Genomic DNA, 24876 nt, shown 5'->3' with positions numbered 1-24876 from the left:
ATGGACATCCGCAGGGATCAAGGCCATTTGGGGAAGGTGTCATGACCAACGTCGACGGAGTGCCCGAGAAATTCGCGACACTCGGGCTGACCTACGACGATGTGCTTCTGCTGCCGGGTGCGTCGGAAGTGCTGCCCAACGCGGTCGACACCTCGTCCCGTGTCTCGCGGAACGTCCGGGTGAACATCCCGCTGCTCTCGGCGGCGATGGACAAGGTCACCGAGTCCCGCATGGCGATCGCGATGGCGCGCCAGGGCGGCGTGGGCGTGCTGCACCGCAACCTGTCCATCGAGGACCAGGTGAACCAGGTCGACCTGGTCAAGCGGTCCGAGTCCGGCATGGTCACCGACCCGATCACGGTCCACCCCGATGCCACGCTCGCCGAGGCCGACGCCCTGTGCGCCAAGTTCCGAATCAGCGGAGTGCCGGTCACGGATGCCAACGGCAAGCTGCTCGGCATCGTCACCAACCGCGACATGGCCTTCGAGACGGTCCGTACGCGCCAGGTGCGCGAGGTCATGACCCCGATGCCGCTGGTCACCGGCAAGGTCGGCATCTCCGGCGTGGACGCCATGGAGCTGCTGCGCCGCCACAAGATCGAGAAGCTTCCGCTGGTCGACGACGCGGGCATCCTCAAGGGCCTGATCACGGTCAAGGACTTCGTCAAGGCCGAGCAGTACCCGAACGCGGCGAAGGACGCCGAGGGCCGGCTGCTCGTCGGCGCGGCCGTCGGCGCCAGCCCGGAGGCCCTGGAGCGGGCCCAGGCGCTGGCCGGCGCGGGCGTCGACTTCCTGATCGTCGACACCTCGCACGGGCACAACAGCAACGCCCTCGACTGGATGGCGAAGATCAAGTCGAGCGTCGGCGTCGACGTCATCGGCGGCAACGTGGCCACCCGCGACGGCGCCCAGGCCCTGATCGACGCGGGCGTGGACGGCGTCAAGGTCGGTGTCGGACCCGGCTCCATCTGCACCACCCGGGTGGTCGCCGGCATCGGCGTCCCGCAGGTCACCGCGATCTACGAAGCGGCGCTGGCCGCCCGGGCGGCGGGCGTCCCGGTCATCGGCGACGGCGGCCTGCAGTACTCCGGCGACATCGGCAAGGCCCTCGCGGCCGGCGCCGACACGGTCATGCTGGGCAGCCTCCTCGCCGGCTGCGAGGAGTCCCCCGGCGAGCTGCTCTTCATCAACGGCAAGCAGTTCAAGTCGTACCGGGGCATGGGTTCGCTCGGCGCCATGCAGTCGCGCGGCCAGGGCCGCTCGTACTCCAAGGACCGCTACTTCCAGGCCGAGGTGGCCTCCGACGACAAGCTCGTCCCCGAGGGCATCGAGGGCCAGGTGCCCTACCGCGGCCCGCTCTCCGCGGTGCTCCACCAGCTGGTCGGCGGTCTGCGCCAGACCATGGGCTACGTCGGAGCGGCCACCGTCGACGAGATGGAGAGCAAGGGCCGGTTCGTGCGGATCACCTCGGCGGGTCTCAAGGAGAGCCACCCGCACGACATCCAGATGACGGTCGAGGCGCCGAACTACAGCAGGAAGTAGTCCGACACGTGCCAGGGGCGGTCTCGGGGGTTGCCGGGGCCGCCCCTCACGTGTGCGTCGGGGATACTGGTAGCGCACTGGCGCAGATGCAGAAGGAAAGGCCACACACGTGACTGAGATCGAGATCGGGCGCGGCAAGCGCGGCCGCCGGGCGTACGCGTTCGACGACATCGCCGTCGTACCGAGCCGGCGTACGCGGGACCCGAAGGAGGTCTCGATCGCCTGGCAGATCGACGCCTACCGCTTCGAGCTGCCCTTCCTGGCCGCTCCGATGGACTCCGTGGTCTCCCCGCAGACCGCCATCCGGATCGGCGAGATGGGCGGCCTGGGCGTACTGAACCTCGAGGGCCTGTGGACCCGGTACGAGGACCCGCAGCCGCTGCTCGACGAGATCGCCGAGATGGACGAGGCGAACGCCACCCGCAGGCTGCAGGAGATCTACGCGGCTCCCATCAAGGAGGAGCTGATCGGGCAGCGCATCAAGGAGGTGCGCGACTCCGGTGTCGTCACCGCCGCCGCGCTCTCCCCGCAGCGCACCGCGCAGTTCTCGAAGGCCGTCGTCGACGCGGGCGTCGACATCTTCGTCATCCGCGGCACGACCGTCTCCGCCGAGCACGTCTCCGGCGCCGCCGAGCCGCTGAACCTGAAGCAGTTCATCTACGAGCTCGACGTCCCGGTCATCGTCGGCGGCTGCGCCACGTACACCGCGGCGCTGCACCTGATGCGCACCGGCGCGGCGGGTGTCCTGGTGGGCTTCGGCGGCGGCGCCGCGCACACCACCCGCAACGTGCTGGGCATCCAGGTCCCGATGGCGACCGCCGTCGCCGACGTGGCCGCGGCCCGCCGCGACTACATGGACGAGTCCGGCGGCCGGTACGTGCACGTCATCGCGGACGGCGGCGTCGGCTGGTCCGGCGACCTGCCGAAGGCGATCGCCTGCGGCGCCGACGCGGTCATGATCGGCTCGCCGCTGGCCCGCGCCACGGACGCGCCGGGCAAGGGCCACCACTGGGGCATGGAGGCCGTCCATGAGGACGTGCCGCGCGGCAAGCTGGTGGACCTGGGCATCGAGGGCACCACGGAGGAGATCCTCACCGGTCCCTCACACACCCCGGACGGTTCGATGAACTTCTTCGGCGCCCTGCGCCGCGCGATGGCGACGACGGGCTACAGCGAGCTCAAGGAGTTCCAGCGCGTCGAGGTCACGGTGGCGGACTCGCAGCACAGCCGCTGACGCCGTTGGCAGTCAAGGGGCCTGATGCACCGCCAGGTGCGTCGGGCCCCTTCGTGCTGCTCCGGCGGCCGCCGGCAGGACGCGCACGAGTGGGGCCCGGCATCGTCCGATGCCGGGCCCCACTCGGTTCGCAGGGTCAGCCCGCGACCTTCTTGGTGATGGTGTAGCCCGCGACACCCGAGATGCCGAGGAAGAGGTAGGTCATGGCCTCCGCCTCTTCCTTCCAGCCTTCGATCAGGTCGCCGAGGTTCGACGTCAGGATCTCGGTGACGGTCAGCGGGTCGGGCGATGCCTCCGACCACCAGCTGATCATCAGGGCGAAGCCGAAGAGCTGGCCGCAGAAGACGGCGACCAGCGCCAGCGGGACTCCGATCAGCGGCAGGATCGGGTTCCGGCCGCCGACCTTGCCGAGCGCGAAGCCGACGAGCGCGCCGACGGCGAGGGCCGCGTAGCCGATCTCCGTGTAGCTGCCGTCCTCGTTCGCCAGCGCGCGCATCACGCCGCCGTAGGCGAGGGCGCCGACGACGGCGGCTGCGAGGCCGGCTGCGAGGCCGAGGCCGAGGTTGTTGCGGACGGGGGCCGGCGGCGGGGCGGGTGCGAACTGGTCGCCACCGGCGAACGGGTTGCCGGACGGCGGCGGGACGGGCTGGCTCATGGTGGAATTCCCCCTGGGATCGAGCGCGTCGCACGATCGTGCGAGCGGCGGTCCCGGAGACTAGCAGTCCGGTCCGACAGAGCGATATTCGGTTGTATGGCCGGTGTGAGGGCGGCGTCAGGTTCCGAAAGGGCGTCAGAGGCGGTGCGCCGCGCCCGCCGGAGTCGCCCCCCTTGTGTCCAGCAGGAGTTGGGCCTTCACGGCGAGGCCCTGGAGATCGTAGGTGCGGTGGTGCTGCACCAGGACCGTCAGGTCCGCGGCGGCGGCCGCCTCGTACAGCGAGTCGGCGCGGGGGACGGGGAGTTCGCCGACGCGCCAGTCCGGGACGTAGGGGTCGTGGTAGCTGACGGACGCGCCCAGATCCATCAGGCGGCGGGCGATCTCGGTGGCCGGGGAGCCCTGCAGGTCGGCGAGGTCCGGCTTGTAGGTGACGCCGAGGAGCAGGACGCGGGCGCCGCGGGCCGACTTGCCGTGTTCGTTGAGGAGGGTGGCGCAGCGGCGGACGACGTACTGCGGCATCCGGGCGTTGATCTCCTGGGCGAGGCCGACCATGCGCAGGGCGCGGCCCGGGGCATGGCCGGGGTCGAGGGGGACGCCGTGGCCGCCGACGCCGGGGCCCGGGCGGAAGGCCTGGAAGCCGAAGGGCTTGGTCTCGGCACAGCGGATGACGTCCCAGAGGTCGACGCCGAGGTCGTGGCAGAGCACCGCCATCTCGTTGACCAGCGCGATGTTGACGTGCCGGAAGTTGGTCTCGAGGACCTTGACGGTCTCGGCCTCACGCAGCCCGCGCGCGCGGACCACCTTGTCGGTCAGCCGGGCGTAGAACGCGGCCGCGGACTCCGTGCAGGCGGGGGTCAGTCCGCCGATGACCTTCGGGGTGTTGGCGTGGCCGTGGGTCCGGCGGCCGGGGTCGGTGCGGCTGGGGGAGTAGGCCAGGTGGAAGTCCCGGCCCGCGCGCAGTCCGGAGCCCTCTTCGAGAAGGGGCCGCAGGAAGTCCTCCGTGGTGCCGGGCTCGACGGCCGACTCCAACAGGACCGTGGTGTGCGGCCGCAGCCGGGACGCGAGCGCCCGTGCGGCGTCGGCGAGCGGCGTCAGGTCCAGCGCGCCGTCCGCGCCCATGGGCGTGGGCGAGCAGATGACGGCGGTGCGTACGCGGCCGAGTTCGGCCGGGTCGGTGACGTTGCGGAATCCGCCGGAGAGCATGCGCCGGATGTCGGCGGCCGTCACTCCGGCGGTGGGTTCCGTGAGCCGGCGTGGGTCGGGGTCGTAGCCGATGGTTTCGATGCCTGCGGCCACGGCGGCCTGGGCGAGCGGCAGGCCGAGGTGGCCGAGTCCGATGACGGCGAGATCGGCGGGCATGGCTGTGGCCGTCCTTCCCGTAGCCGATGGGGACAGTGAGCGCAAGCCCTGTGGGCAGAACGGGCGGGCGCAATGTCAGACTAGGCGTAAATATGACCGTTCTGTCGGATTGCGGGCTCGTGGCCGTCCGAGTGTTATCCACAGGCGGTGGCTGAAGTCGGCGACTGCGGACAGAATCGACGTGTGAGTTCGACGTTGTGAGACCGACCGCAGGAAAAGCACGGGGGCGACGGGAGGCAGCAGTGAGGACAGCGACACTGGGACCCGCGGAGCGCGCGGAAGCGCTGGCCGGGATGGCCGAGCGGGAACTGGACGTGCTGGTGGTGGGCGCCGGCGTGGTCGGGGCCGGCACCGCGCTCGATTCCGCGACACGAGGGCTTCTCACCGGTCTGGTGGAGGCGCGCGACTGGGCGTCCGGCACCTCCAGCAGGTCGAGCAAGCTGATCCACGGCGGCCTGCGCTATCTGGAAATGCTCGACTTCGCCCTGGTCAGAGAGGCGCTCAAGGAGCGCGGCCTGCTGCTGGAGCGGCTGGCCCCGCATCTGGTCAAGCCGGTGCCGTTCCTCTATCCGCTCCAGCACAAGGGCTGGGAGCGGATGTACGCGGGCTCGGGCGTCGCGCTGTACGACGCGATGTCGGTGTCCTCGGGCCACGGGCGGGGGCTGCCCGTCCACCGCCACCTCTCCCGACGGCGCGCCCTGCGCGTCGCGCCCGCCCTGAAGAAGGACGCCCTGGTCGGCGCCCTGCAGTACTACGACGCCCAGATGGACGACGCGCGCTTCGTCACGACCCTGGTGCGTACGGCCGCGAGTTACGGGGCGCAGGTCGCCAGCCGCGCCAGGGTGGTCGGCTTCCTGCGGGAGGGCGAGCGGGTCGTAGGGGCCCGGGTGCTCGACGTCGAGGCCGGGGGGGAGTACGAGATCCGGGCCCGGCAGATCGTCAACGCCACCGGCGTGTGGACGGACGACACGCAGGCGCTGATCGGGGAGCGCGGGCAGTTCCATGTGAAGGCGTCCAAGGGCATCCATCTGGTCGTGCCCAAGGACCGGATCCACTCCACGACCGGGCTGATCCTGCGGACCGAGAAGTCCGTGCTGTTCGTCATCCCGTGGGGACGGCACTGGATCGTCGGCACCACGGACACCGGCTGGGACCTCGACAAGGCGCATCCGGCCGCCTCCAGCGCCGACATCGACTATCTGCTGGAGCACGTCAACGAGGTGCTGGCCGTGCCGCTCACCCGGGACGACGTCGAAGGGGTGTACGCGGGGCTGCGGCCGCTGCTCGCCGGCGAGTCGGACGCGACGAGCAAGCTGTCGCGCGAGCACACGGTGGCGCACCCCGTGCCGGGCCTCGTGGTCGTGGCCGGCGGCAAGTACACGACGTACCGGGTGATGGCGAAGGACGCCGTGGACGCGGCGGTGCACGGCCTCGACCAGCGGGTGGCCGAGTGCGTCACCGAGGACACGCCACTGCTCGGCGCCGAGGGGTACCGCGCCCTGTGGAACGCCCGGGCGAGGATCGCCGCGCGGACCGGCCTCCATGTGGTGCGGGTGGAGCACCTGTTGAACCGCTACGGCGCACTGGCCGAGGAACTGCTCGCCCTCGTCGCCGAGGATCCGACGCTCGGCGACCCGATCGCCGGAGCGGACGACTATCTGCGGGCCGAGATCGTCTACGCCGCGTCGCACGAGGGGGCCCGGCACCTGGACGACGTGCTGACGCGGCGCACGCGCATCTCGATCGAGACGTTCGACCGGGGGACGCGCAGCGCCCGTGAGTGCGCCGAGTTGATGGCTCCGGTCCTCGGCTGGGAGAACGCGCAGATCGAGAAGGAGGTCGAGCACTACGAGAAGCGGGTGGAGGCGGAACGGGAGTCGCAGCGGCAGCCGGACGACCTGACCGCGGACGCGGCCCGGCTGGGGGCGCCGGAGATCGTGCCGCTCTGACCGGGGCCCGTCGACGCCGGGGCCGTGCGGGTCCCGGCGTGGTCCTGGTGTCCCGCGCAGGCGGCCGGGCACGGTCCTCCGCCGACCCTGATACGGCGTAAACCGGCCCGGTGCGGGTCCTGTTGGGCGAACCGGGCAGAGCCCCGACCAGTACGGGGGTGGGTTTCACCCGGGGTGACGGCGTGGTGGGTGGCGCACCCGTGCGCGTCCCGGGTGCCACTGGGTGGACCCGGACGACGTACCGGTCCCGGAGTGAGAGACAATGGGCGCTCTTCCAGGGCGGGTTACCGCATCGCGCGGAGAGCGGCAGGCGCGGGCGAAGATCAGGGATCGCAGAGGGGACGCATGTCGGAGGCTGAGCAGTCGCGGGAGCCCCAGCGGGGGGCCGGCTTCACCGGCGGGGATGCGGGTTCTGCCGCGGGCGCGGAAGCCGGCCCGGCCGGTGGGGGCGCCGGTTCCGGCTCGGGCGGGGCAGCCTCGGGCACGGCCGTCTCCACCTCGGCCCCGAAGGCGGTGCGCGAGGACGAGGACGCTGTGGCCGCTGCGGAGGCCACGGGAGCCGGCAGCACGGACCGCGCCGAGGAATCGGGCCCGGACGCGGGTGCTGCCGCGGCTCCGGACACGAGTGTCGACGTCTCCTCGGACAAGGGCGCTTCGGAGCTTGGTGCGTCGGACGCGAAGGGCAGCGACGACGGGGCCGAGGGCGGTTCTGCCGGCGGGAGCGTGACAGAGGCTCAGGACGCCACTGAGGCGCCCGGGACGTCGGCGCGCGAGGCGCCCGCCGCGCGCGCCTCGGCCACCTCCGGCGACGCGCCGGGTGCCGTGGCGGCGCCGGGCAAGGGCACGGCCCCGACGGACGACGCAGCGGTGGCCGGAGTACAGCCTTCCGCGGCGGGCGGCGAGGAGCCGCAGGACGCGAAGCCGGCCTCGCAGCAGGCTTCAGACGTGAAGCCGGTCGGCCCGAAGCCGGTCGGCCCGAAGCCGGTCGGCCCGAAGCCGGCCTCCCCGAAGCCGGTCGGCCAGGCGTCGGAAGACGCCAAGCCTGCCGCCCCGGAGCCGCAGGACGCCAAGCCGGTTCTGGCGAAGGCGGCTTCGGCGGAGCAGCCGGGCCGTGCCGGGCGCGCGGCCGCGGTCGCTGCCGCGAGTGGTGGCAAGGCGCGCGGGGCCACCGGGAGCGACGGGCGGCTGCTCGCCGGACGTTACCGGCTCGGCGGCGTTCTCGGGCGCGGCGGCATGGGCACGGTGTGGCGGGCGGTCGACGAGACCCTCGGCCGCACGGTCGCCGTCAAGGAGTTGCGCTTCCCCAACAGCATCGACGACGACGAGAAGCGCCGGCTCATCACGCGCACCCTGCGCGAGGCCAAGGCGATCGCCCGTATCCGCAACAACAGTGCCGTGACCGTCTACGACGTCGTCGACGAGGACGACCGCCCGTGGATCGTCATGGAGCTCGTCGAGGGCAAGTCCCTCGCCGAGGTCGTACGGGAGGACGGCATCCTCACGCCGCGCCGGGCCGCCGAGGTCGGCCTGGCGATACTCGACGTGCTGCGCTCCGCGCACCGCGAGGGCATCCTGCACCGCGACGTGAAGCCGTCCAACGTGCTCATCGGACGCGACGGCCGTGTCGTGCTCACCGACTTCGGCATCGCCCAGGTCGAGGGCGACCCGTCGATCACCTCGACGGGCATGCTCGTCGGCGCCCCGTCGTACATCTCGCCCGAGCGGGCCCGCGGCCACAAGCCCGGCCCGGCGGCGGACCTGTGGTCGCTCGGCGGTCTGCTCTACGCGAGCGTCGAGGGCACCCCGCCGTACGACAAGGGTTCGGCGATCGCGACGCTGACCGCCGTGATGACCGAGCCGCTCGACCCGCCGAAGAACGCGGGCCCGCTGGAGGAGGTCATCTACGGCCTGCTCGCCAAGGATCCCGCCCTGCGGCTGGACGACGCCGGTGCCCGCGCTCTGCTGACCCAGGTGGTGAACGCGCCGGAGCCGCCCGCGGTGCCCGAGCCGTCGCCCGAGGCGACGCGTGTCGTACCGCTGCCGCCCCCGCCCGCGGCGGCCCCCGCCGTTCCGAAGGACCCGGCCGCCGACCGGCTGCGGGGCGCGCTCCGTTCCGTACGCAACGCGGCCGCCGCCGTGAAGACGGAGTCGAAGCAGGAGCCCGCCCCGGCCGGCAGGCCCGCCCCGGCGCGCGCTCCGCTCACCGACGTCGTGCCGCGCCGCACGCTGGTGATCATCGCGGTCGTGGCCGTGCTCGCCGTACTGTCCACGGTGCTGGTCTTCGCCTTCAACGGTGACGACGACCCGGCGAACCAGGGCAAGGGCAAGGACGACACGGCCGCGTCCGCCGGCTCCACCGCCGGTGGTGGGGAGGACAAGGCCACCGCGGGTACGGGCAGCGACGCGAGCCCCGGCGGCGACGACGACACCGGCGAGGACGACGACGCGGGCAAGGACGACTCGGACGGCGGCACCGGTTCGCCCGACGGCACGCCGTCCGGCAAGCCCAAGGGCGACGACACGGTCGGCGGCGGCGCCCTGCCGGCCGGCTATGTGATGGTCTCCAACGACCGCTGGCACTTCACCATGGCCATGCCCAAGAACTTCAAGCTCACGGGTGTGGCGGGCCAGAACTCGGGCGGCAAGTTCAGCGTGGACGGCGGGACCCCGCGGGTCCAGGTGGACTTCAACAACAGCCCGAAGGACGACGCGGCCGCCGCATGGTCGGCCGCGGTCGCCGGTGTGAGCGCCACGAGCAACGGCTACAAGCACCTCGGCATAGGCCCGGTCGAGTACAAGGGCTATCCGACCGTCGCGGACTGGAAGTTCGAGCGCAACGAGAACGGCCAGCGGGTACGTATCCTCAACAGGGGCTTCAAGGTCGACGCGCGGCGCGGCTACTCGATCATGGTCACGTGCAAGGCGAGCGAGTGGGACGGCGAGGCGTGCAGGACGCTGCGTGAGACGGCGTTCGCCACGTTCAGCCCCAAGGATTGACCGAGGGCACGTATCGTGAGAGGTCGCGGACGGTACGCAGCCACAAGGGGCCGCTGAGCGACCGGAATTGACGGCTTCGTGCGTGGTTCCGGTTCCGACCGGGACAGCGCGCTGGTGGGGAGGCGTCGTGGAGGACTATGCGGGCAGGGTGCTGGCCGACCGCTACCGCCTGCCGTTGCCGCCCTCCGACGCGTACGAGTTCGCGGAGACCCGTGCGTTCGACACGTACAGCGGGCACGAAGTCCTGGTGCGGCAGGTCCCGTTGCCCGAGGTCGTGGACGCGGAGGTGCTCGACGGGGACGGCCTCGCCCAGGCCGCCGTGCCCCGGCAGGCCCGGGGCGGCGGCAGAGGCGGCACGACGCGCCGGCCCACGGACCCGGCGGTGCTGCGGGCCGTCGAGGCGGCGCAGGCGGCCGCGCAGATCCCCGACCACCCCCGGCTGGACCAGGTCTTCGACGTCTTCGCCGAGGACGGCTCGCTGTGGATAGTGAGCGAGCGGGTCTCGGCCCGGCCGCTGGCCGCACTGCTCGCGGAGAAGCCCCTCACCCCGTACCGGGCGGCCGAGATCGCCTCCGACGTGCTGACCGCGCTGCGCGTCCTGCACGCGCACGGCTGGACCCACCGCAACATCACCGTCCGCACGGTGCTCGTCTGCGACGACGGACGCGTCGTGCTGACCGGGCTGGCGTCCGGCGCGGCGGAGGAGGCGCTCTGCGGGTACTCGCCCGTGCCGGAACCCGAGCCGGAACTGGAGCCGGAGCCCGAACCGGCGGCTGAGTTCGCGGACGCCGCCGACGTTGTGGCCGAGCCCGGCGGCGGCCCGGCTCCCGGGGGCTCCGGGCATCTGGAGCTGCCCCAGCAGGGCCGACCGCAGGCCGGGGTGCCGGACGTGCGCGCCGCCCGGGCCGGCGCGATCGCGGCGTACCGCGCCGGGGCGCGGGCCGGGGCGCGTACGGGCGAGGACCGGCGCCACGCGGAGGACCCGGACGCGGCGCGCCGCCGCGACCCTCTGGAGCAGGACGGCCTCGACCCCGACTGGTGGGCGCGCCGGCCCGACGAGGGGCGCCGCGGCCTGCTCGGGCTCGGGGTTCCGGACGAGGACGACGACGCGGAGTTCGAGGAGCCGGACTTCGGCGTCCCGCGTCGGACCGACGCTGCCGACGCGGGCCGTGAGGACCACGACCGGTACGACAGCGACCACGACCGGTACGACCCCGACGACCTGTACCGCCACGACGGCCGGCCGGCCCGCGACCCCGGCGCCGAGGGCCGCGACGACCCGGACGGGCAGGGCTCCGGCCGGGCCCGGCTCGCGGGCACCTGGCACGACGCGCCCTTCCCCGGCCGCGAGGGCCCCGGCTCCCTGCCCGTCGCGGGCGGCGGCGGCCCCCGTGGCATCGGCGCCCGGCCCGCGCTGCCGGGTGCGCGCGACCACGACCCGTACCGCGACGACCCGTACGGCGTGCGCCGGGCGGACAGCGAGCGCGGCGGCGTGCGGCCCGCGCTGCCCGTCGCCCGCGCCGACAGCGGCCCCGGCAACAGGCACTCGGGCGGACCACGGCCCGCTCTCCCCCCGGCGCGTACGGAGAGCGCGGCCGGCGGGAGCTGGCACGGCAGCGGTGACGCCATGCGCGCCGACGCGCAGCGCCGTCCCGTGGCCGGCAGCGCGGCGCCCTCCGGCCACTGGGACGGTGCCGTCGCCGGCGACGGCCCGCCCGCGTACAGCGGCCCCGCCACCCCGCTGGCCGCCGAGCGCGCCCGCCAGGCGCGGATCACCGTCGTCGGCGCCGTCACCGAGCGGTGGGCGCCCGAGCAGGCCGGGCCGGTGCACGAGAACTGGCAGCTCGCCGCGCCGGTCGGCCCGGCCACCGACCTGTGGGCGCTGGGTGCGCTGCTGTACCGGGCCGTACAGGGCCACGCGCCCTATCCGGAGGAGAGCGCGGCCGAGCTGGTCCAGCTGGTGTGCGCCGAGCCGCCCGCGTTCGCCGAGGAGTGCGGCCCGCTGCGGCCGGTCGTCGAGTCGCTGCTGCGCCAGGACCCCACGGAACGCCCGGACTTCGAGGAACTGCGCGGCTGGCTGCGTTCACTGGTGCGCTCCGCCCCGGAGCCGGAGGCGGGGATGGACGTCGTGCCGCTGCCGGCCGGGGCGGTCGACGGATCACGGCTGCCGATCGTGCGCCGGCGGGGCGAACTCGTCCGCAGACGCCGGTCCGGCAGGGCGGACACGGCGCACGGCCGCCACCGCCACAAGAAGCCGAAGGGGCGCGAGCGCGGCGGGGCCCGCGCCGAAGTCCCTCCGCCCGCACGGGCGTACGAGGAGCCGTACGAGGTGCCGCCGCGCGACACGCCGTACCGGGAGCCGTACGGGAATCCGGGACGGCGGCCGCGCGCCCTCGGCCGTACGCTCCTGCTGCTGATCCTGCTCGCCCTGGCGGCCGCGGTCGCCTACGCGGTGCTGTTCATGCCGAAGTCCGGCGAGGAACAGCAGCCGCAGGAGCAGAACACGGGCGGGCAGCCGTCGCAGGCCGGTCCGAGTCCCGGCCGCACGGGCGGCGAGGACAGTCCCGCGCCCACTCCCAGCGGCACCCCCGGTTCGCAGCAGCCCCAGACGTCCGCCCCGGCCGGCGACCTCCCCGACGGGTATGTGCTCCGCGACGACCCGGAGGGCTTCCGGATCGCCGTCGACAAGACCTGGCAGCGCCGGCCGATCAACGACGCCGGTCAAGTCCGCTACACCGGCGGCGACTTCGCCTTGATCGTGGTTCCCGGCCGGGACACCGTGCAGGCGAACGGCGACGACCCGCTGGCCTATCAGCGGGACAAGGAGCCGGAGCTCCAGCCCTTCCGCGACTCGTCGTGGGCCAGCGCGAGCGGGCTGCGCCGTATCGAGGTGGGCGGAAGGACCATGGCGGAGGGGCAGTTCACCTGGCAGGACAGCAACGGCCGCGAGGTGTACGTGCGCAACTTCGCGTTCGCCGTCGACGGCTCGTACCACGTGGTCCAGGTGATCGGACCGGACGCGGAGCGTGACAAAGTGACCGAGATCTTCGAGCAGGCAACCGGCAGTTACCGCCCCGGCCCCTGAGTACGCGGCCGCGCACACAACGCGCATCACAGTGCGGTCACTTGAGGCGCCCGAGGTTCCGTGGCCGTACCCCCCGTCCGTAATCTGGCACTCCAAGGAACGGGGCGGGGTACGTGGAACACACTCGAAGTTCAGGCACCGGTCTGCTGCTCGCCGGGCGCTACCGGCTGGGCGAGACCCTCGGACGCGGCGGGATGGGCAAGGTCTGGCGCGCCCATGACGAGGTGTTGCACAGGGTGGTCGCCGTCAAGGAGCTGACGGCGGGGTTGTACGTGTCCGAGGCCGACCGGGCCGTCATGCACGCCCGGACCCAGAAGGAGGCGCGGGCGGCGGCGCGCATCAGCCATCCGGGGGTCGTCACCGTCCATGACGTGCTCGAGCACGACGCGCGGCCGTGGATCGTCATGCAGTACGTGGACGGGCCCTCGCTGGCGGACGCCGTCAAGGAGCCGGGGCGGATCGACGAGCGGGAGGCGGCGCGGATCGGTCTCGACGTCCTGCGGGCGCTGGGCGCCGCGCATGCCGCCGGGGTGCTGCACCGGGACATCAAGCCCGCCAACGTACTGCTGGCCAAGGACGGCCGGGCGCTCATCACGGACTTCGGGATCGCGGCCATCGAGGGGGACTCGACGATCACCAGGACGGGCGAGATCGTCGGGTCGATCGACTATCTCGCGCCCGAGCGGGTACGGGGCCACGACCCGGGTCCCGCCTCCGATCTGTGGTCGCTGGGTGCGACGCTGTTCACCGCGGTGGAGGGGACGTCGCCGTTCCGGCGTTCGTCGCCGCTGGCGACGATGCAGGCCGTGGTGGACGAGGAGCCGCCGGCGCCCGTGCGCGCGGGGCGGCTCGGGCCGGTGATCATGGCGCTGCTGCGCAAGGACCCGGCCGCGCGGCCTTCCGCGGCGGAGGCCGAGCGGATGCTGACCGAGGCCATGGAGGGGCGGGCGCCAGACGCCACGGAGGTGGTGCGCCACCCGGTGCGGGTGCCGACGCAGCGGATGGCGCAGCCGGCTCCTCCGCAGCCGCAGCAGCAGTCGGGCACGGCACCGGGGTTCGGTACGCCGCAGTTCCGGACGGAGCCGCTGGGCGGGCCCGGCACCGGCCGTCGCGGCGGCCGGATACGCACGGCGCTGATCGTCGTGGTCCTGGCGGCCGTGGTCGGCGGCGGCGCGGGCCTGGCGATGCAGTACGCGGGCAAGGACGCCGGGGACGGCGGCAACCGGTCGGCGGACAAGCCTTCGGCCGACAAGCCCAGGCAGAGCCCGGGCACGGACGCGTCCGGACTGCCGGAGGGCTGGGAGCGCGTCGACGACCCGGAGGGCTTCGCCCTCTGGGTGCCCGACGGCTGGCGGCGCCAGATGGACGGCAACCAGATCGACTACACGCCGGACAACGGCCGGCACCGCATCCGCATCAGCATCGATCCGGCACCCGACCACGAGAACCCGTACATGCACATGCTCGACATGGAGAAGAGCCTGGAGAAGCGGCTGCCGGACTACGGCCGTGTGCTGCTGCACCCCAACACCTTCCGGGACCAGCCGCTCTCCGCACTCTGGGAGTTCACCTGGACGGAGGGCACCGAGCACCCCGGCCCGCGGCGGGCGATCGACCAGATGTACTACGAGGACGACGGCACGGAGTACGCCCTCTACATGTCCGGCCCCGCGCAGGACTGGACGACGACACGTGAGCAGTTCGACATCATGCTGCGCGGATGGCGGCCTCCGAGCACTGGATAGGCCCTGATCAGGGCTTATGTGCCAGTGATCGCTGGCGCGGTCGTGCACACCTGGTGAAAAGGTGTTACCGACGGGTACCCAAAGTGCTTCGCTACGCCTACTCTCGCCCCCATGACGGACTCGCAGGCCACCGCCACCGCCCTGGGCACCAACCCGACCGCCGCCGCCCCGGCCGGCGCGCGCACCGCCGCCGACGTGGTGACCCCGGAAGTGGTCGCCCGGCTCACCAAGGGCGTCACCGGCTCCGGCCGCACCGCCAACCACACGCCGTTCACCGGCGAACGACTGGCCGAGCTCCCCGAGTCGACGCCCGAGGACGTGGCCGCGGCCTTCGCCCGCGCCCGCGCCGCGCAGACGGCGTGGGCCGCCACCCCGGTCCGGGCCCGTGCGGCCGTCCTGCTGCGCTTCCACGACCTGGTCCTCGCCCGCCAGGCGGAGGTCCTCGACCTGATCCAGCTCGAGACCGGCAAGGCCCGGCTGCACGCCCACGAGGAGGTGTTGGCCGTCGCCGTCGCCGCCCGCCACTACGGGCGCAAGGCCCCCTCGTACCTGAAGCCCAAGCGGCACACCGGCGTGGTCCCCGTGCTCACCAGGACGACCGAACTGCGCCACCCGCGCGGTGTGGTGGGGCAGATCGCGCCCTGGAACTACCCGCTGGAGCTGTCCGTCGGTGACGCGCTGCCCGCGTTCGTCAGCGGCAACGCCGTCGTCATGAAGCCCGACACCGAGACGGCGCTCACCGCCCTGTGGGCGCGCGACCTGCTGATCGAGGCGGGCCTGCCCGCAGACGTGTTCCAGGTCGTCCTCGGCGAGGGCCCGGTCGTCGGGCCCGAGGTCGTGAAGCACGCCGACTACGTCTCCTTCACCGGCTCCACCCGCACCGGCCGCGAGGTGGCGCAGGGCGCGGCCGCCCGCCTGGTGGGCGTCTCCCTCGAACTGGGCGGCAAGAACGCCATGCTGGTGCTCCACGACGCCGACGTGGAGAAGGCCGCCGCCGGCGCCGTACGCGCCTGCTTCTCCTCCGCGGGCCAGCTCTGCATCTCCATCGAGCGGCTGTACGTGCACGAGTCGATCGCCGACGACTTCATCGAGCGGTTCGCCGCCCGTACGAAGGCCATGCGGCTCGGCAACTCCCTCGCCTACGGCGCCGACATGGGCTGCCTCGTGGGCGAGCGCCAGCTCGAGACCGTCACCCGCCATGTCGAGGAGGCCGTCGCCAAGGGCGCCAGGCTCGTCGCGGGCGGAGTCGCCCGCCCCGACATCGGTCCGCTCTTCTACGAGCCCACCATCCTCGACGGCGTCGAGGCGCCGATGGCCGTCTGCACGGAGGAGACCTTCGGCCCGGTCGTCGCCGTCTACCGCTTCACCGACGAGGACGACGTCATCGAGCGGGCCAACGCCACTCCGTACGGCCTCAACTCCAGCGTCTGGACCAAGGACGGCCGGCGCGGTCACGCCGTCGCCGCCCGGCTGCGCTCCGGCACCGTCAACATCAACGAGGGCTACGCACCGGCGTACGGCAGCGTCCAGTCCCCGATGGGCGGCATGAAGGACTCCGGCCTCGGCAGGCGCCACGGCTCCGAGGGCATCCTCAAGTACACGGAGGCGCAGACCGTGGCCCAGCAGCGGCTCATGCCGCTGGCCCCGTCGTTCGGCATGGACGACGAGAAGTACGCCGCGTTCATGAGCACCAGCCTCAGGGCGATGAAGGCTTTGCGCCTGCGCTGACAGGCCCGTCCCCCGCTGACCCGCCGCCCCCCGTCCCCTGACGCCCGCACATTTCACGAGGAGAGCCATGTCAGAGGTACCCCCTGCCCGGAACCAGGACGCGGGCGCCGGCGAAGCGTACGACTACGACGTGCTCGTCGTGGGCTCCGGCTTCGGCGGCTCCGTCTCGGCGCTGCGCCTCACCGAGAAGGGCTACCGGGTCGGCGTGCTCGAGGCCGGCCGGCGCTTCACCCGCGAGTCCCTGCCGAAGAACTCCTGGGACCTGCGCAACTACCTCTGGGCCCCGGCCCTCGGCCTGTTCGGCATCCAGCGCATCCATCTGCTCGGCAAGGTGATGGTGCTGGCCGGAGCGGGCGTCGGCGGCGGTTCGCTCAACTACGCCAACACGCTCTACGTCCCGCCCGCGCCGTTCTTCAACGACCCGCAGTGGAAGGACATCACCGACTGGCAGGACGAGCTGAAGCCGTACTACGACCAGGCCCGGCGGATGCTCGGCGTGCGGCTCAACCCGACGACGACGCCCTCCGACGTGCATCTGAAGGCGACCGCGGAGGCGATGGGCGTCGGCGACAGCTTCCACATGGCCCCCGTCGGCGTGTTCTTCGGCGACGGCGAGGACGCCGACGGCACGGTGAAGGCGAGGCCCGGAGAGGAGGTCGCCGACCCGTACTTCGGCGGCGCGGGCCCCTCCCGCACGGCGTGCAGCGAGTGCGGCGAGTGCATGACCGGCTGCCGGCGCGGCGCGAAGAACACCCTCAACGAGAACTATCTGTACCTCGCGGAGAAGGCGGGCGCCGTCGTCCACCCGATGACGTCCGTCGTCGCCGTCACCGAGGACTCCCGTGGCGGCTTCGCGGTCCGGACCCTGCCGAGCGACAACCGGCGCAAGGGCAAGGGCCGTACGTTCACCGCCCGCCGGGTCGTCATCGCCGCCGGCACGTACGGCACGCAGACGCTGCTGCACCGGATGAAGGACGGCGGGATGCTGCCGCATCTCTCGTCACGGCTCGGCGAGCTGACCCGCACCAACTCCGAGGCGCTGGTGGGCGCGCAGACCGACAACCGGCGCTACCGCAAGCGCCACGGCGCGGACAAGGTCGACTTCACCCGGGGCGTGGCCATCACCTCGTCCATCCACCCCGACGAGAACACCCACATCGAGCCCGTCCGCTACGGCAGGGGCTCGAACGCGATGGGCGGCATGACCGTCCTCCAGGTCCCCTACCGGGTCAAGGGCCGGGTCGCCGGCTGGCTCGGCAACATGGCGAGGCACCCCTGGCTCGCGATGCGCGCGCTCTCCAACCGGCGCTGGTCGGAGCGGACCATCATCGGTCTGGTCATGCAGTCCCTCGACAACTCGCTGACCACGTACCGCAAGCCGAAGGGCATCGGAAAGGGCCTGCTCACCGCCCGCCAGGGCCACGGCGCGCCGAACCCGACCCAGATCCCCGAGGCGACGCGGGCGGCCTCGCTGCTCGCCGAGGAGATCAACGGCTTCGCCGGCTCGAACATCGGCGAACTGATGGGCACCCCGCTCACCGCGCACTTCCTGGGCGGCTGCCCGATCGGCGACTCCCCGCAAACCGGCGTGATCGACCCGTACCACCGGCTGTACGGGCACCCGGGCATCTCGGTCGTCGACGGCGCCGCGGTCTCGGCGAACCTGGGCGTCAATCCGTCGCTGACCATCACCGCCCAGGCGGAGCGGGCGATGTCCTTCTGGCCCAACAACGGCGAGGAGGACCCGCGCCCGGCGCAGGACGCGCAGTACCGGCGGCTGTCCCCGGTCGCACCGAAGTCCCCGGCCGTTCCGGACGAGGCGTTCGGCGCGCTGAAGCTTCCGTTCCTCGGCATGCCGGCGGTCCCGCCGAAGAAGTGACCCCGCTCCGGACGCGCTCCGGACCCGCTCCCGACCCGATTCGGTCGCACGAAGGCCGCTGCACCCCCCTCCGAGTGCAGCGGCCTTTGTGGCTTCGGGAGCCTGAGCGTGAACGTCAGGCGTCAGCCGTTACGCGGTGGCGTCACCACGGCGGCGCTTCATGGCGAAGACCACACCGGCGCCGGCGAGGACGGCGATGCCGCCGATCGCGCCGATGACGGGCAGGCTCGAGTCAGAACCGGTCTCGGCGAGGTTGCCGGTGACCGGGATCGGCTTGGCCTCGCCCTGCGGCTTCACGTCCCTGTCCGGCTTCTCGCCGGTCGGCTCGGAGTCGTCGACGTCACCGGCGTTGCCACCGGCCTTGACGATCGTGAACGGGTAGACGGCGCCGTCCTCGAAGCACTCGAACGTCTCGTCCTCGGCGCCGTTGTCGTAGCCGCCGACGGCGACGGTCACGCCGGCACCGGCGGGCGCGGCCTTGTCGATCCGCACGCGAAGGTCGATGGTCACCTGCTCGCCGGCGTCGATGGGGAACGCCCCGAAGAACAGGCCGTTGTTGATCCCCGAGCCGTCGAGGTCGTTGACCCACTTACCGGTCTCTGCGTCCTTGTACTCGAACTGCGCGTACTTCTCGACGAGCCTCTCGTCGAAGTCCTCGACCGACTTCCCGTACGTCGCGATGGTGAAGACTTCCAGCGTCTCGATGTCCGTGTCGCCGGTGTTCTTCACGTCGAACGTGAAGTTCTTCCAGCCGCTGCCGGCCACGATCTTGTTCGGGAAGCCGCCCAGGCTGACGTCGATGCTCGCCTCGGCACAGGCCGGGAACTCCTCGGAGTCCTCGTCCTCGGGGATCTCCCCGTCCTCCGGGGTCTTCCCGTCGGTGGTGCCCTCGTCCGGGGTCTTCTCTTCCAGGGTTCCCCCGCCGGGGGTGTCGGCCTCCGGCTTGTCCTCGGTCTCGTCGTCCGGCTTCGTCTCACCGGCAGTGCCGGCGTCCGGAGCGTTCTCGTCCGGAGTGGTTCCCTCAGGCGTCTGCTCGCCGGAGGTGTCCGGCGTCGTGGTGTCCGGCGTCTGCTCGCCGGTGGTGTCGTCGGCCGGGTCTTCGGTGCCCGGGGTGTCGGAGCCCGTCTCGGTGGAGACCGGGGGCGTGCTGGTCGTCGCGTACGCAGCCGGCGCCGCCAGGAAGGTGGCGGGTGCGATGACGGCCGTCGCGGCAGCGATGGCCATGGCGCGGCGAAGCTTCATTGAGACCTCAGTGAAGTCTGGGTACCGCCGGAGCGGCACGGAGGCTGAATTGGGACCCCCAGCCGCACCTGGGTGCGAACACATGAGGTCGTTGTTACGCATGCATGACCTGCGACCAGGGTGATTGGTTGCACGCGAACTCACAGGATCTTTATGTGACCTGTGCCACGGCTCGCGCTCCTGGCCGGAACGAGATGAATCCGTGATCGGCCGCCGTGCAACGTTCCGTGCGGGCGTGCGGTCACATGATCGAGGTGTCACCCCGAGTGGCTCCCGTTGTACCGGAGGAAGAGAGTGGACATCAGACGCGTATCCGTACGTTCTTCGTGGCGCCGGAAGGCACTTGCCGGCCTGGCTGCCATGGCGGTCGCCGCCGTGGGGGTCACGGGAACCGCGCACGCTGAGGAAGCCCCGGTGCCGGTCACCATCAAGGGGACCGGCAAACTCGACCTGTCGTTGAGCGGCGGCAACGTCGATCCGACCGAGCACAACGTCGAGATCAGGGTCGAGGGCCCGGGAGGGTACGACCCGGACGTCGAGCCGAACCCGGCGCCGATCCCGTCGGAGGGCTACTCCATCACCATCGACGCCACCGAACTCGCGGGTTTCGCCGATGTCGAGCTGCCCTGTGAGGCGGACGGGCTGATCGCGGTCTGCACGTCCGACACCCTCTACCCCGGTGACGTGCTCAACCCGGACTACGACCTCCGGGTCGAGGTCACCGACGAGAGCAAGGCCGGCGACTTCGGCAGGATCAAGGTGACCGGCCAGGGCAACGGCCTCACCTTCGACGAGCACACCGTCGACGTGCTCGTCGGCGGCCCCGAGCTCCGGATGAAGCAGCTGCCGGCCGAGCCCGCGGGCTTCGCCGCGGGCGACACGTACGCGGCGCCGCTCGGCTTCCGCAACGTCGGCAGCATGGCGGCCGACGGCGTGGTGCTCCGCCTCTCGGGCAGCCGCGGACTGTCGTTCCCCGTCACGTACGAGAACTGCGAGTACGCCGAGGAGAACAAGGACGACCTGGTCCGCTACCGCAAGGTCGTCCTCTGCTCCTTCGAAGGCACTTTCGGGCCCGGTGAGAGCTGGCAGCTCAGCGAGCCCGTGAAGGTGAAGACCGCGGCCTTCGCGCTGCGCGACACCCTTTCCTACCGCTTCACGGCCGTCTCCCCGAAGCAGGCGGAGCAGCTTCGCACGGGCCTCGCTCTCCGCGCGGGGACCGGTGCCGCGCTCACGCTGAAGCCGGCGCAGGAGGCCAGGACCGGCGAGTACGTGCGGTACGCGGAGCTCGACTTCCCCACGAAGAACACCTATGACCTCGACCTGTCCGGCGGCCGCGCCGACGGCGCCAAGGGCGAGACGGTCAAGGTCGACGTCCGGCTGAGCAACCACGGTCCGGCGTGGATCGGTGCGCTGCGCTCGGGCGGCGAGCCGTTCACCTTCAGGGTCAACGTGCCCGAGGGCGCGAAGGTCACCAAGAGCCCTGCTTCCTGCCGGGCGCTGAACACCGCGACCGGCAAGGACGAGTCCCAGTACCTGTGCTGGGCCGGCACGCCGATCATGGAGACCGACCAGCGCGAATATCCGTTCGAGTTCCGCATCGGCAAGGTCGTCGAGGGCGCCAAGGGCCGTATCCACTTCCCGGAGTTCCCCGGGAAGGAGGACGACCCCGCGGAGGGGAAGCCCGCCAACGACGACGGCTGGATCGTGCTGAACGGCACCGGTGACGAGGAGACCCCGGGCGACACCGGCGGCTCGACCGGCGGTTCGGGCTCGACCGGCGGCTCCACGGGCGGTACCACCGGTGGCTCGACCGGTGGTTCGACCGGCGGCTCCGGTGACGACGGCGGCACCACCGACGGATCGTCCGCCGGCACCACCGGTGGCAGCTCCGCCCAGGGCGGCCTGGCCTCCACCGGCTCCACCGCCCTGCTGGCCGCGGGCGGCGCCGCTGTGGCGCTCGCCGCGGGCGGGGTGCTCTTCGTGGCGGCCCGTCGCCGCCGCTCCGTCTGACCCGCGCCGACGTCGCGAAGGGCCCCGTGGACATCGCGTCCGCGGGGCCCTTCCGGTCGGCACCGGCGTCAGGGCAGCGCCGGTGCCGGGGCGCGGCGCCGGGGGGGTGTGCGCCGCGTGGGGAGAGGCCGCCGGTCCGGCGCGAGGGTGGCGCGCACGGGCGGCTGTCGCCTTCGTCAAGGTGGTTGTGCGGAGGGGGACCAGCTCGGCTCGTGTCTGCTGGACGGGCTGCGCCGGGCGCAGCCGTGGGGACCGGATGCGGTCGGTGCCGGGCGTCCCCGGCGCCGACCATGGTGACCGGGCTGCTGTCCCCTGCCGACCGGTCACGCACGCTGTGGCGAGGTCCCACGACGCACCTTCGGTACGTCACACGCCCCAGCGGAGCCACGCGTGGTTTCCTTCAAGGCCGCCCCTGGCTGGCACGGACAACGGGACCAACGAAGACCGGCGGGGTGCGTCACGCGCCGTACGGGTGAGGATGCGCCCGAACGCAGATACGCAGGCGTACGCGGACGGGGCCGGCCGTCCGGTCAGACGCGGCCCCGGCACAGCTCCAGCATCGTCATCGCGATGGACGTGCCCGGCCTGCCGAGTGCGTCCCGGTAGTGGGCCAGCACCTCCATCTCGCGCGCCAGGTTCACCCGGCGGCCGCCGGAGGCGATCCGGGCGTCCTGGATGACGGCGGAGACCGCCATCCGTTCCTGGATCAGGCCGATGATCCTGTCGTCGAGCGCGTCGATCCGCTCACGCGCGCCGCTGATCACAGCGGCGGCCGTCTCGGTGCGGGCGCCGGTCTTCTCGGTCTCGGTCACGGACATCTGAACGGACATCTGAGGGGCTCCTCGGTGAAGTGGTTGCCCCGGCCCGGCGCGGCCCGGAAATGCCGAAGCGCCCCGGGCCTTGTCGGCCCGGGGCGCCTGGGAAGTCGCTGTCAGCTGATCAAGCAGCGCGACCATGGCAGCCGGACGGGCCGGTGCCATAGGTAAAGACGAAGGTCAGCTGCTTGTGCATGGCGTCAGTATGGACCGCTTCCGGCCGCGGAGGCCAAAACCGGTTCGGATGGTGAGACGAAAAGTGTGCCCGGCGCGCCGGTAGAATCGACAAAGCAGACCCTTTTCCCCGCCGGAAGGCAGCCCCCGTGCCCGCAGCACCCTCCGCCGCCCCCGACGTCGTGCTCGTTGTCGACTTCGGTGCGCAGTACGCCCAGCTCATCGCCCGCCGTGTCCGTGAGGCCCGGGTCTACAGCGAGATCGTCCCCTCGACCATGCCGGTGGCCGAGATGCTGGCCAAGAACCCGAGGGCGATCATCCTCTCCGGCGGACCCTCTTCGGTGTACGCGGAGGGCGCCCCGCGCCTGGACCGTGCGCTCTTCGAGGCGGGTGTCCCCGTCTTCGGCATGTGCTACGGCTTCCAGCTGATGGCGACGACGCTCGGCGGCACCGTCGACAACACCGGCGCGCGGGAGTACGGCCGTACGCCGCTCCACGTCTCCAAGAGCGGCTCGACGCTCTTCGAGGGCACCCCGGACGAGCAGTCGGTGTGGATGTCGCACGGCGACGCCTGCTCCGCCGCCCCCGAGGGCTTCACCGTCACCGCCTCCACGGACGTCGTGCCGGTCGCCGCCTTCGAGAACGACGAGAAGAAGTTGTACGGCGTGCAGCACCACCCCGAGGTGATGCACTCCACCTACGGGCAGCAGGTGCTCGAGCACTTCCTCTACCGCGGCGCCGGCATCGAGCCGAACTGGACCACGGGCAACGTCATCGAGGAGCAGGTCGAGGCGATCCGCGCCCAGGTCGGCACCAAGCGCGCCATCTGCGGTCTGTCCGGCGGCGTGGACTCCGCGGTCGCCGCGGCACTCGTACAGAAGGCCATCGGCTCCCAGCTGACCTGCGTGTACGTGGACCACGGTCTGATGCGCAAGGGCGAGACCGAGCAGGTCGAGAAGGACTTCGTCGCGGCCACGGGCGTACAGCTCAAGGTCGTCGACGCGCAGGAACGGTTCCTGAAGGCGCTCGCCGGGGTGTCCGACCCCGAGGAGAAGCGGAAGATCATCGGCCGCGAGTTCATCCGGGTCTTCGAGCAGGCCCAGGCCGACATCGTGGCCGAGGCCGAGCACGGCGAGGACGTCGCCTTCCTCGTCCAGGGCACGCTCTACCCGGACGTCGTCGAGTCCGGCGGCGGCACCGGCACCGCCAACATCAAGTCGCACCACAACGTGGGCGGCCTGCCCGAGGACCTCGAGTTCGAACTCGTCGAGCCGCTGCGCCAGCTCTTCAAGGACGAGGTCCGCATGGTCGGCCAGGAGCTCGGCCTGCCGGACGAGATCGTCCAGCGCCAGCCGTTCCCCGGCCCGGGCCTCGGCATCCGGATCGTCGGCGAGGTCACCCGCGAGCGGCTCGACCTGCTCCGCGAGGCGGACGCGATCGCCCGCGAGGAGCTCACGGCGGCCGGCCTGGACCGCGACATCTGGCAGTGCCCGGTCGTGCTGCTCGCCGACGTCCGCAGCGTCGGCGTCCAGGGCGACGGCCGCACCTACGGCCACCCGATCGTGCTGCGCCCGGTCTCGTCCGAGGACGCGATGACGGCCGACTGGACGCGGATGCCGTACGACGTACTGGCGAAGATCTCGACCCGCATCACCAACGAGGTCGCCGACGTGAACCGCGTCGTCCTCGACGTGACCAGCAAGCCGCCGGGCACCATCGAGTGGGAGTGACCCCTCCCGCAGGTCAACGCCGACGCCGTCGCTCATTCGTTTGAGCGGCGGCATCGGCGTTTGCCGTGGGTAGGCTGATCGTACGGAGCAGAATCCCGTCCATGGGAGGAACCATGATCGCTGAGGTCACGAACACCTGGCCGGTGCCGCCGCAGGACGGATACACCGTGGACGACCTGCTGACGCTGCCCGACCTCCCGCCGCACACCGAGCTGATCGACGGGAGCCTGGTTTTCGTGAGTCCGCAGCGTTACTTTCACAGCCTTGTGATCGACTTGCTGGTGGGAGGACTGCGCCGTACGGCCCCGCCGACACTGAAGGCAGCGCGCGAGATGACCGTCGTGCTCGACAAGCGCAACGGCCCCGAGCCGGACGTGTCCGTGATCCGTGCCGAGGCCGTCACCAGCCGCAGCCAGACGTACTACACGGCCGCCGACGTCCTCCTTGCCGTGGAGGTGGTCTCCCCGGACTCGGAGGCCCGCGACCGACACCGCAAGCCGCAGCTCTACGCAGAGGCCGGTATTCCGCACTTCTGGCTGGTCGAGATGGGCGGGGCGGACGACCACCCGGTCGTCCACGTCTTCGAGCGCTCGGAGGTCACCAAGTCCTATGCCCTGACCGGCATCCACCACGACCGGCTGAAGCTCTCCGTCCCGTTCGACATCGACATCGACCTCGCGGACATCGACAACCTCTGACGGTCCTGACGGCTCTCCTCCGACGGCTTCCCTCC

General features: G+C 72.0%; 15 protein-coding genes. 11 read left to right on the top strand and 4 right to left on the bottom strand.

Annotated features, from left to right (window positions below; all coding sequences use genetic code 11):
• Positions 1-41: 41 nt before the first annotated feature.
• Both guaB and ACWD01_RS12485 read left to right on the top strand, forming a co-directional pair.
• Entirely contained in the window at positions 42-1541 is a 1500-nt protein-coding gene (gene guaB / locus ACWD01_RS12490; RefSeq protein ID WP_451160902.1) for an IMP dehydrogenase, read from the top strand.
• A gap of 109 nt (positions 1542-1650) precedes the next feature.
• Positions 1651-2775, top strand: a complete 1125-nt coding sequence (locus ACWD01_RS12485) for a GuaB3 family IMP dehydrogenase-related protein (RefSeq protein ID WP_451160900.1) — start codon at positions 1651-1653, stop codon at positions 2773-2775.
• Positions 2776-2911: 136 nt separating this feature from the next.
• Here the strand turns inward: ACWD01_RS12485 and ACWD01_RS12480 are convergent, their stop codons facing one another.
• Together ACWD01_RS12480 and ACWD01_RS12475 are read right to left on the bottom strand one after the other, a co-directional pair.
• A complete protein-coding gene (locus ACWD01_RS12480; protein WP_451160898.1) occupies positions 2912-3430 on the bottom strand; it encodes a hypothetical protein in 519 nt (172 codons plus the stop codon).
• A 135-nt stretch (positions 3431-3565) separates the two neighbouring features.
• A complete protein-coding gene (locus tag ACWD01_RS12475) occupies positions 3566-4789 on the bottom strand; it encodes a nucleotide sugar dehydrogenase (RefSeq protein ID WP_451160896.1) in 1224 nt (407 codons plus the stop codon).
• A gap of 242 nt (positions 4790-5031) precedes the next feature.
• On the opposite strand from ACWD01_RS12475, the gene ACWD01_RS12470 reads away from it, so the two are divergent.
• The 6 genes from ACWD01_RS12470 (at position 5032) to ACWD01_RS12445 (ending at position 18172) form a co-directional block, all read left to right on the top strand.
• A complete protein-coding gene (locus ACWD01_RS12470; RefSeq protein ID WP_451160894.1) occupies positions 5032-6738 on the top strand; it encodes a glycerol-3-phosphate dehydrogenase/oxidase in 1707 nt (568 codons plus the stop codon).
• 345 nt (positions 6739-7083) lie between these two features.
• The gene (locus ACWD01_RS12465) at positions 7084-9735 is read left to right on the top strand and encodes a protein kinase domain-containing protein (protein ID WP_451160892.1); all 2652 of its coding nucleotides are present in this window, start codon (positions 7084-7086) and stop codon (positions 9733-9735) included.
• Positions 9736-9862: 127 nt separating this feature from the next.
• Entirely contained in the window at positions 9863-12820 is a 2958-nt protein-coding gene (locus ACWD01_RS12460; RefSeq protein ID WP_451160890.1) for a protein kinase, read from the top strand.
• 113 nt (positions 12821-12933) lie between these two features.
• A complete protein-coding gene (locus tag ACWD01_RS12455) occupies positions 12934-14565 on the top strand; it encodes a serine/threonine-protein kinase (RefSeq protein WP_451160889.1) in 1632 nt (543 codons plus the stop codon).
• A gap of 111 nt (positions 14566-14676) precedes the next feature.
• Complete coding sequence (locus ACWD01_RS12450; protein WP_451160887.1) at positions 14677-16293, top strand: succinic semialdehyde dehydrogenase; 1617 nt, start codon at positions 14677-14679, stop codon at positions 16291-16293.
• 67 nt (positions 16294-16360) lie between these two features.
• Positions 16361-18172, top strand: a complete 1812-nt coding sequence (locus tag ACWD01_RS12445; RefSeq protein WP_451160885.1) for a GMC oxidoreductase — start codon at positions 16361-16363, stop codon at positions 18170-18172.
• Between the two features lie 129 nt (positions 18173-18301).
• On the opposite strand, the gene ACWD01_RS12440 is transcribed toward ACWD01_RS12445, so the two are convergent.
• Positions 18302-19414 carry an LAETG motif-containing sortase-dependent surface protein gene (locus tag ACWD01_RS12440; protein WP_451160883.1) on the bottom strand — a complete coding sequence of 371 codons (1113 nt, stop codon included), beginning with the start codon at positions 19412-19414 and terminating at the stop codon, positions 18302-18304.
• 414 nt (positions 19415-19828) lie between these two features.
• Here ACWD01_RS12440 and ACWD01_RS12435 point away from each other — a divergent pair, with 414 nt between their 5' ends.
• The gene (locus ACWD01_RS12435; RefSeq protein ID WP_451160881.1) at positions 19829-21424 is read left to right on the top strand and encodes a hypothetical protein; all 1596 of its coding nucleotides are present in this window, start codon (positions 19829-19831) and stop codon (positions 21422-21424) included.
• A gap of 530 nt (positions 21425-21954) precedes the next feature.
• Here ACWD01_RS12435 and ACWD01_RS12430 read toward each other — a convergent pair.
• Complete coding sequence (locus tag ACWD01_RS12430; RefSeq protein WP_451160879.1) at positions 21955-22254, bottom strand: chorismate mutase; 300 nt, start codon at positions 22252-22254, stop codon at positions 21955-21957.
• Positions 22255-22562: 308 nt separating this feature from the next.
• Between ACWD01_RS12430 and guaA the strand changes: the two genes are divergently transcribed.
• Both guaA and ACWD01_RS12420 read left to right on the top strand, forming a co-directional pair.
• A complete protein-coding gene (guaA, locus tag ACWD01_RS12425) occupies positions 22563-24143 on the top strand; it encodes a glutamine-hydrolyzing GMP synthase (protein ID WP_356895303.1) in 1581 nt (526 codons plus the stop codon).
• A gap of 101 nt (positions 24144-24244) precedes the next feature.
• Positions 24245-24841, top strand: coding sequence for a Uma2 family endonuclease (locus ACWD01_RS12420; protein ID WP_451160876.1), 597 nt, complete (start codon positions 24245-24247; stop codon positions 24839-24841).
• The last annotated feature ends 35 nt before the right edge of the window (positions 24842-24876 follow it).

Source organism: Streptomyces sp. NPDC002835, from assembly GCF_053591995.1.
Note: the sequence above shows the minus strand (reverse complement) of the source record. Positions and strands in the feature narration are given on the sequence as shown.